The sequence below is a fragment of the uncultured Anaerococcus sp. genome (assembly GCF_963510915.1).
Classification (GTDB): Bacteria; Bacillota; Clostridia; order Tissierellales; family Peptoniphilaceae; genus Anaerococcus.
On record NZ_CAUPHG010000078.1, the window covers coordinates 1 to 7,284 of the forward strand.

A 7,284-nucleotide genomic window follows, 5' to 3' on the forward strand; every position below is an offset into this window, starting at 1 on the left:
TTCTCCTTGTGGAAATAATTTACTAGGGCGAAATAGGCTAGGGCAAAGGCTCCTAAAATTAGGATGATAATCGCAAAAGATGACCAGTTTAAATCTAGCATATTTATAGAAAATGTGGCTGAATTAGTTGAATATTCCTTAAATTTGATTAAGCTTGTGTTTCCAAGTCCACTAATCAATTTTGCATATACATATCCTTGGAATAAAATCAAGGCTACGAAAAGGACTAACTTTGCTGATCTACCCATTTTGTTAAGGGGACGTGATGCGCCAAGTGTATTAGCTGCCATCATAATTAGGGCAAAAATCGCATAAAACAAGGCGATAATAATTAGGAATTTTACCATGCTGATAAAAATATTTAAGTCAATGCTTTGACCTAGGTATTTCAATATTTCTAGGGGATCTAGTCCGTTATCGCTAGTTATGCCTATAAGCAAAAAGTTAAATATGGAAAAAATTCCTATTACAAGTCCCATAATTAGGTAGTTTATAAGTCTAGCCCCTGTTATCTCGCTCGATTTTAATGGTAGTGATGTATAGAAGGCTGCTTTTTTGCCGTAAAACCTGTTGTTGTCACTATCATTAAGGCTGGCTAGGGAAATGAGAGGGGCAAAGGTCATAACTGATCCGCTTAAGACAATTATAATGGATATTGGGCGGAAATCTGTCAACTTATAGACAAAGACTCCTAGGATTGCTATTAGAAGGGGTGACAGCATCCAGGCCATGACCTTTTTTATATCTTCTTTAAAAATTTGTCTAAATAATTTTCCCATTAGAGGACCTCCCTAAAATATTCTTCAAGGCTTAGGCCTTGTTCTTCTCTTATCTCATCAACTGCCTTATGAGCAAGGACCTTGCCATCTGAGATTATGATTACTTCGTCGAGGATTTTTTCAATCTCAGAAATTAGGTGGGTTGAAATGATTAGAGTTGATTCTAGATTGAAATTTTCTATAATTGTATTTAGCATCTCAAACCTAGCTTTTGGGTCAATACCTGTCATTGGCTCATCTAGGAGGTAGATTTGGGTTTTTCTCGCAAGGGTGGCTGCGATTTGGACCTTATCTTTCATTCCTTTTGAGCATTCCTTTATTTTTAGATTTCTTTTTATAGAAAATGAATCAATCATCTTGTAGTAGCTTTCTGAGTCAAAGTCGTCGTAGAATTTTTCGTAAATATTTCCTATGTCAATTACTGTCATGAAATCATCAAAGGGAAGGTGGTCGGGTTGGTAGGAGATAAGTGCGTTTGTTTCGCCGCCTGGTATTTCGCCATCTATTAGGATCTCTCCATCATAATTTTTCTCAAGACCTGCGATTATTCTCATAAGTGATGACTTGCCTGCTCCATTTTCACCGACAAGACCGATAATCTTACCTTTTTCTAAGTTTAAATTAAATTCTTCTAAGACGTATTTTCCGCCGTACTTGAGCTTTAAGTTTTTAATTTCTATCATAATTCCTCCCAATATTCTCTCAAATCTCTTAGGGCCACATCTTTTTTGATATTTAAAGATTCCATCCCATTTATAAAATCATCTGCAAAGCTTGTAAAGGCTCTGTTTGAAAGTGATTTTATTTTGCTTTTATCTTCTGTTACAAACCTGCCGATTGTCCTCTGGCTTTCGCAAAGACCCTCTCTTTCAAGCTCTGCTAGGGCTCTTTGGATGGTATTTGGGTTTACCTTGTAGGCTGTGGCGAGATTTCTCACTGAGTCGATTTTATCTCCGGCCTGCCAGTCGCCTGTGGAAATTTTAATCTTAAAATCCTCCAAAAGCTGGATGTAGATAGGTCGGTTGTTATCAAAATCCATACAAACCTTCTTTCTTTGTATCGCTGTACTATTATCTTAATACAAGTGTACTACGTCCTTAATACAATGTCAAATTTATTTTTTAAAAATCTTATTTTTGTAAGTGGAGAAGCTCATATATGAGAAAATGTTGATTTTATAAGTTCCCTCGTCGTTCACTTCGTTCTCTCTGTCGACGGTAGTTTTCGGGCTCGCTCTTATCCGTTCCGGATAAAGAGTTCACCTCGAAAAGCCTCGATTAAGGGCTGCCATCAGTTCGCTTTGCTCACTGTGGTCTCCTCGAGCCGACGGGCTGTATTCCCATTAGGGACGGTGCATGAAGAATTTTTCGAAGAAACCGACCTCTCCGCCGTTTCGAGGAGCAAAGCGACGAGAAATCTTATAAATGCGAGATACATATATACAAAGAGATTTTATATGAATTTAAAATTTATTTTCTTTACCAAGTGATGGTAAAATATAAATAATTAGTTATAAAAGAAAAGCAAATGAGGAAGAATATGAAATTAGTTATAGAAAATTTATCCAAGTCCTTTGATGATAAGGAAGTAATAAAGGATGCTTCATATGACTTTGAAAAAGGCACTGTTTATGCACTTTTGGGACGAAATGGGGCAGGTAAGACTACGCTTTTTAGGCTTATTACCGAAGCTATCAAGAAAGATGCTGGAGAGATTTATCTTGAAGAAAATGGGGAAAAGACTCCTGTGTCTTATGACGATGTCTTTATGATGGTGGCAGAGCCAGATTTACCAAAATTTTTGACAGGCTATGAGTTTATAAGATTTTTTATAGATGCCAATAGGGAAAATATCAAGGATTTAAAGGACATCGACTACTACCTAGACCTAGTTGATTTTGACGAGGAAGACAGCCACAGGCTAATCCAGTCCTATTCGACAGGTATGAAAAACAAAATTCAAATGCTCATGTTTTTGATCCTAAAACCAAGGATAATCCTCATGGATGAGCCACTTACAAGTCTTGATGTGGTTGTTTCCCTCCAGATGAAAAAAATAATCAGGCAAATCCACAAGGACCACATCATGATTTTCTCAACCCATATTTTGCAACTAGCTAAGGATATTTGCGATAAGATTGTCCTTTTATCAGAGAAAAAATTATCAGGCCTTGATGATTCATATCTTGCGGACCCTGACTTTGAGGACAAGTTAATATCAATCTTAGCTGGCGAAAAAGAACATTTAGGAAATGATCATGAATAAGGATTTAAGGACCTACATCCTAGCCGAAAAAATCGCCCTTACCGAAGCTTTTAACATGATGGTTTATGGTATAAGAAAGCTTCCCCTAATTGGCAAAAAACTAGGGGATAAGTATAGGTTTTTTGAAATAAAGGAGATTATGAACGCCTTTTATCCAATTTTTGTCCTCATAAAGCAAATTTTGGGTTGTCTTTTATCCTTTGTAATCGCCTATTTATTCACAACTATCACCTATGGTTGGATTTTTAAAAAAATTGGTGGAGAGATTTTTGCGGTAGATTTGGCAAGCAAAGCTGAATTGACATCTTATCTTATGGGACTTATGGTGCCTGTAATTCTCTATTTTGCGACAGGGATTTTTAGGAATTTTATCTACGACAATGGGCCTGGAATTGGTAAATATTTTGCCCAATACCATATAGCCCCCGCATCTTCTTACAAGATATTTTTGTATTACAAGCCAGCCATGAGGCTAATAGGAAGGACTCTAATTTTTGCTATATTTTTTAGCTTGATAAATAAAATTTCCCTTATTTATCCGATTTTGATGAGTTTCGCTGTCTATTTTTTAGAAACAGGGGCTTCGGTTTTCTGGATGAAATACAAACTCAAACATAAAAAGGGAATTCTGGATAATGGACTTTTGCAAGTTGCCTTTATTATTTTAATCCCTATTCTTGTCATGGGACTTGTGATTACAGGTCATTTTGACCTAAGGATTGCGACTGGAATAATATTTGGATTTTCACTTATTCTTTTCATCTACGGCCTAAATGGACTTAGGAAATTCGATTCTTTTGACCAGGTTATTGAAGAGTCTGTAGAAGAATATGATGTGGCTTCAGAGCTTGACCTAAGCGAATCCAAGTCCTACGAGCTAAAGGATAAGGATATAGAAGTCAAAAATAAAAAAGGCCTTTACCAGAAAAAGGGCCTAGCCTTCCTTAATTCCTTGTTTTTTATAAGGCACAAGAGGCTCATCACAAAGCCAGTCATAATAAAGTCTCTGGCTGTGCCAGTAATCGGACTTGGAGTATTTTTCTTTACAGTTTTTAAGGAAACTTTAACGGCAGATGGGATTTTCGAGCTAACAATCAGGGCCATGCCTTTTTTGACCTACATTCTTTCAAGGCAGGATAAGGTCATAAATGCCATGTACCTAAACTGCGACCAGGGCCTTTTGCCTTATGGTTTTTATAGGAAAGGTGAAATGCTCCTTGCCATGTACAGATTGAGATTTAGGTCCATGCTTGCAATCAATATGATTCCAGCGGCGGCAGTCTTTGCAACCTATATGGTTGCCATGGCCTATAAGGGAGAGATTTTTTGGATAAATAATTTGGTCGTTATCGCCTATATTCTTTTAATGACCACATTTTTCACCAGCCTTGCCCTTGCCAAATATTACCTAATCCAACCCTACAACCAAGAGGGCATCCTCGTAAGTAAGCTTTCGGGAGCTATAAATGCGGTTGTTTATTATCTTTGCATCTATGGTGCCTTTATTGTTAGAGATATGGATTACAAGATGATATTGATGGTAAGCGGTGGTTCTATCCTTGCCTTTATAATTATTGTGAATATTTTGATAGTGAAATTTGGGTCTAAGACCTTTAAAATAAGAGATTAATGTTTTTTTATCCGAGATAAATTATCTTTTGTTGTTAATCCGAGATTAATGGTAGTAAAAACTTTGTAAGCAAAGTTTTTACGTTTTTCAAAATTTCTCAAGGTGCGAAGCACCGCAGTAGAAATTTATGAAAAACCTTATGTAATTTTTTAGGAACGATGCGACGAATAGGAGCATTGGTCCTAAAAAGATTACTTACCTTTTTAAATTTCCAAGGTCATTTACATGCCCCCTCCGTTCAAAGGGGAGGCCCGAGGGGGCGGCAGATGCCCCCTCACCCGCCTCCCCTTAAACCCCTCTCGGCTACACCCCCGACTGCTCCTTAAGCGGAGTGCGAAACCAGAAGTTTGCCTACGGCAAACCTCTTTTTTAGAGGGGATGACCTTGAATTAGTTTTTCGTATATCCTTACTATCATTCTAATCATCAAAGCCCTAAAAATCGCAAACTCGCTAACGCTCAGACATGCGATTTTATTAACGGGCTTTTTGATTAGAATTTATGGCTTGGTAGATTAGGTAATTAGTCTCGAGGTATAAACAATTTCTAGGCTCGTTTGGCTTCGCCAAACATTGCTAGATTAGTATTTATTTTAAAACGAAGATATTTAATTTTAATATCGAGTATTTTGAAAATGAAGTCGGCGTATAAAAATTTGATTGTTTGAGCGATAGCGAGTTATCAAATTTTAGCCGACTGAATGTCAAAAAAGTTAAAAGATAGTTCAACATAAACAGCGGAACCGCTATATAAATAGTTTGCCAAAGGCAAACTCCTTGCCCCCCGAGAGGGGTCGCCCGGAGGGGGTAGCCGAAAGGGGTCTGGGGAGTCGAGTTGGGGAACGTGTAGTACTCCCCAAAAGTTGTAGCAAGAAAAGAGGCTACATGAAAAAATATAGTATAGAACTAAAGAAAAAAGTAATAAAAGAATACGAAGGAACAGAAATAAGTTTAAGTGATTTAGCAAAAAAATACGAAATAAGAAGCTCCAAAAGCATAAGAGAATGGATAAGAAAATATAAGCTTTTTGGAATAAGTGGAATAGAAAGTTCTAAAACTAAAGAATATCCTTTAGAGTTAAAGCAAAGTGTGATAAAATATGCTTTAACAGAAGATTTAAACTTTAGGGAACTTGCCGATAAATTTGGAATAAGAGATTCAAAAACTGTAGGTTCTTGGATAAAGAAATTTCAAGAAAAGAAAAACTTCCCTAAAACGAATCTAACAATAGATTTAAAGGAAGAATATCTAGCCATGAAAAAAGATAAAAAGAAAAAAGAATACAGCGAAAAAGAAATACAAGAAATTCTTGAAGAAAACCTCCACTTGAGAATAGAAAATGACTATTTAAAAGAATTAAGGAGACTGGAAATAGAAGAAGACTTAGCGGAAGCGATAAAAAATATAAACAAACCAAATCAATCTGCAAAATCATAACCAGTCTCCGTGAGAAATATCAATTAAAAGACATACTAAAAGTCGTAAAAATAAGTAGGTCAACCTACATGTACTGGCAAAGAAAAGAAAAAGAAAAAAACCAGACACTGAAATACTAGAAAAAATACTAGAAATAAGAAAAGAACATGAAGATTGGGGATGCAAAAGAATCCATGGATATCTAAGCAAAACCATGCACATAAACATAAAGAAAGTCCATAGAATAATAAAAGAAAACAATCTTCAAGTAGAAACATACCATAAGAGAAACGGAAAATACAACTCATACAGAGGAAAAATAGGAAAAGTAGCAGACAACTTAATAGACAGGAACTTTAAATCAGAAAAACCACACAAAAAAATAACAACAGACACAACAGAATTTAAATACTATGAAAAAGACAAAACAGGCATCTACCAAATAAAGAAACTGTACTTAAACCCATATCTAGACATGTACAACTCCGAAATAATAAGCTACTCAATAAGCAAAAAGCCAAACTATGCAGCAATAGAAAAAGCCCTATACAAAGCAATGCAAGTAACAAAAGATCAAAAAGAAGTAATATACCACTCAGATCAAGGGTGGTTGTATCAAATACCAAGGTATGTAAACAAACTAAAAAACAACGAAATAATACAATCAATGTCAAGAAAAGGCAATTGTTTAGACAACTCAATAATGGAAAACTTCTTCTCATTGATAAAACAAGAAATGTACAACAAAAAAACATTCTACAGCTATGAAGAATTAGAAACAGCAATAATAGAATATATAGACTACTACAACAATAGACGCATAAAAGAAAAATTAAACTACATGAGTCCAGTTGAATATAGGCTATACAATGAAAATAATAAACCAAGCGTGAAATTTAATAAATCTCCCTTTTCTATAGAAAAGGGATTAGTAATTAAAAATCACGCTAATTCATATTTTCATAGATGATAAATTAAAAGTACAACTTTTTGGGGGTACCATAAACGTGCGAAACGTTCCCCTGGGACTCCCCAGTTACGAAGATTCAATAGTAAATAGAATAATTATTTAAAAGATAGATAACTTATCTCGGATAAGAAAAAAATAATAATTTATCTTGGATAAAAAAACAGGAGTCATAATGACCTGAACCCGTAAACACGGAATAATTTAATAATATTTTAAGCGGAATGTA

7 protein-coding genes are annotated in these 7,284 nt (G+C 35.4%); 4 read left to right on the plus strand and 3 right to left on the minus strand.

The genetic code is table 11. The features are described from left to right. The 3 genes from RQ893_RS07005 to RQ893_RS07015 form a co-directional block, all read right to left on the minus strand. Window positions 1-779: hypothetical protein (locus RQ893_RS07005; protein ID WP_311482336.1), on the minus strand; the 779-nt coding region annotated here is incomplete at its 3' end. Beyond that, window positions 779-1,462 carry an ABC transporter ATP-binding protein gene (locus tag RQ893_RS07010; protein ID WP_311482337.1) on the minus strand — a complete coding sequence of 228 codons (684 nt, stop codon included), beginning with the start codon at window positions 1,460-1,462 and terminating at the stop codon, window positions 779-781. The genes RQ893_RS07010 and RQ893_RS07005, both read right to left, overlap by 1 nt. Continuing rightward, on the minus strand, window positions 1,459-1,818 hold the full coding sequence (locus tag RQ893_RS07015) for a GntR family transcriptional regulator (protein WP_311482338.1): 360 nt from the start codon (window positions 1,816-1,818) through the stop codon (window positions 1,459-1,461). Before RQ893_RS07015 ends, RQ893_RS07010 begins: the two co-directional genes overlap by 4 nt. A 500-nt stretch (window positions 1,819-2,318) precedes the next feature. Here RQ893_RS07015 and RQ893_RS07020 point away from each other — a divergent pair, with 500 nt between their 5' ends. The 4 genes from RQ893_RS07020 (at window position 2,319) to RQ893_RS07035 (ending at window position 7,058) form a co-directional block, all read left to right on the plus strand. Then, on the plus strand, window positions 2,319-3,044 hold the full coding sequence (locus tag RQ893_RS07020; protein ID WP_311482339.1) for an ABC transporter ATP-binding protein: 726 nt from the start codon (window positions 2,319-2,321) through the stop codon (window positions 3,042-3,044). After that, window positions 3,037-4,674 carry a hypothetical protein gene (locus tag RQ893_RS07025; RefSeq protein ID WP_311482340.1) on the plus strand — a complete coding sequence of 546 codons (1,638 nt, stop codon included), beginning with the start codon at window positions 3,037-3,039 and terminating at the stop codon, window positions 4,672-4,674. The genes RQ893_RS07020 and RQ893_RS07025 overlap by 8 nt, the downstream gene beginning before the upstream one ends. 757 nt (window positions 4,675-5,431) lie before the next feature. Beyond that, complete coding sequence (locus RQ893_RS07030; protein ID WP_311482341.1) at window positions 5,432-6,109, plus strand: helix-turn-helix domain-containing protein; 678 nt, start codon at window positions 5,432-5,434, stop codon at window positions 6,107-6,109. 73 nt (window positions 6,110-6,182) lie between these two features. Further along, complete coding sequence (locus RQ893_RS07035) at window positions 6,183-7,058, plus strand: IS3 family transposase (protein WP_311482342.1); 876 nt, start codon at window positions 6,183-6,185, stop codon at window positions 7,056-7,058. Window positions 7,059-7,284: the final 226 nt, after the last annotated feature.

Coding starts and splice junctions, on each gene's coding strand:
- RQ893_RS07010 (WP_311482337.1), bottom strand. CDS start 1,462: ATGATAGAAATTAAAAACTTAAAGCTCAAGTACGGCGGAAAATACGTC.
- RQ893_RS07015 (WP_311482338.1), bottom strand. CDS start 1,818: ATGGATTTTGATAACAACCGACCTATCTACATCCAGCTTTTGGAGGAT.
- RQ893_RS07020 (WP_311482339.1), top strand. CDS start 2,319: ATGAAATTAGTTATAGAAAATTTATCCAAGTCCTTTGATGATAAGGAA.
- RQ893_RS07025 (WP_311482340.1), top strand. CDS start 3,037: ATGAATAAGGATTTAAGGACCTACATCCTAGCCGAAAAAATCGCCCTT.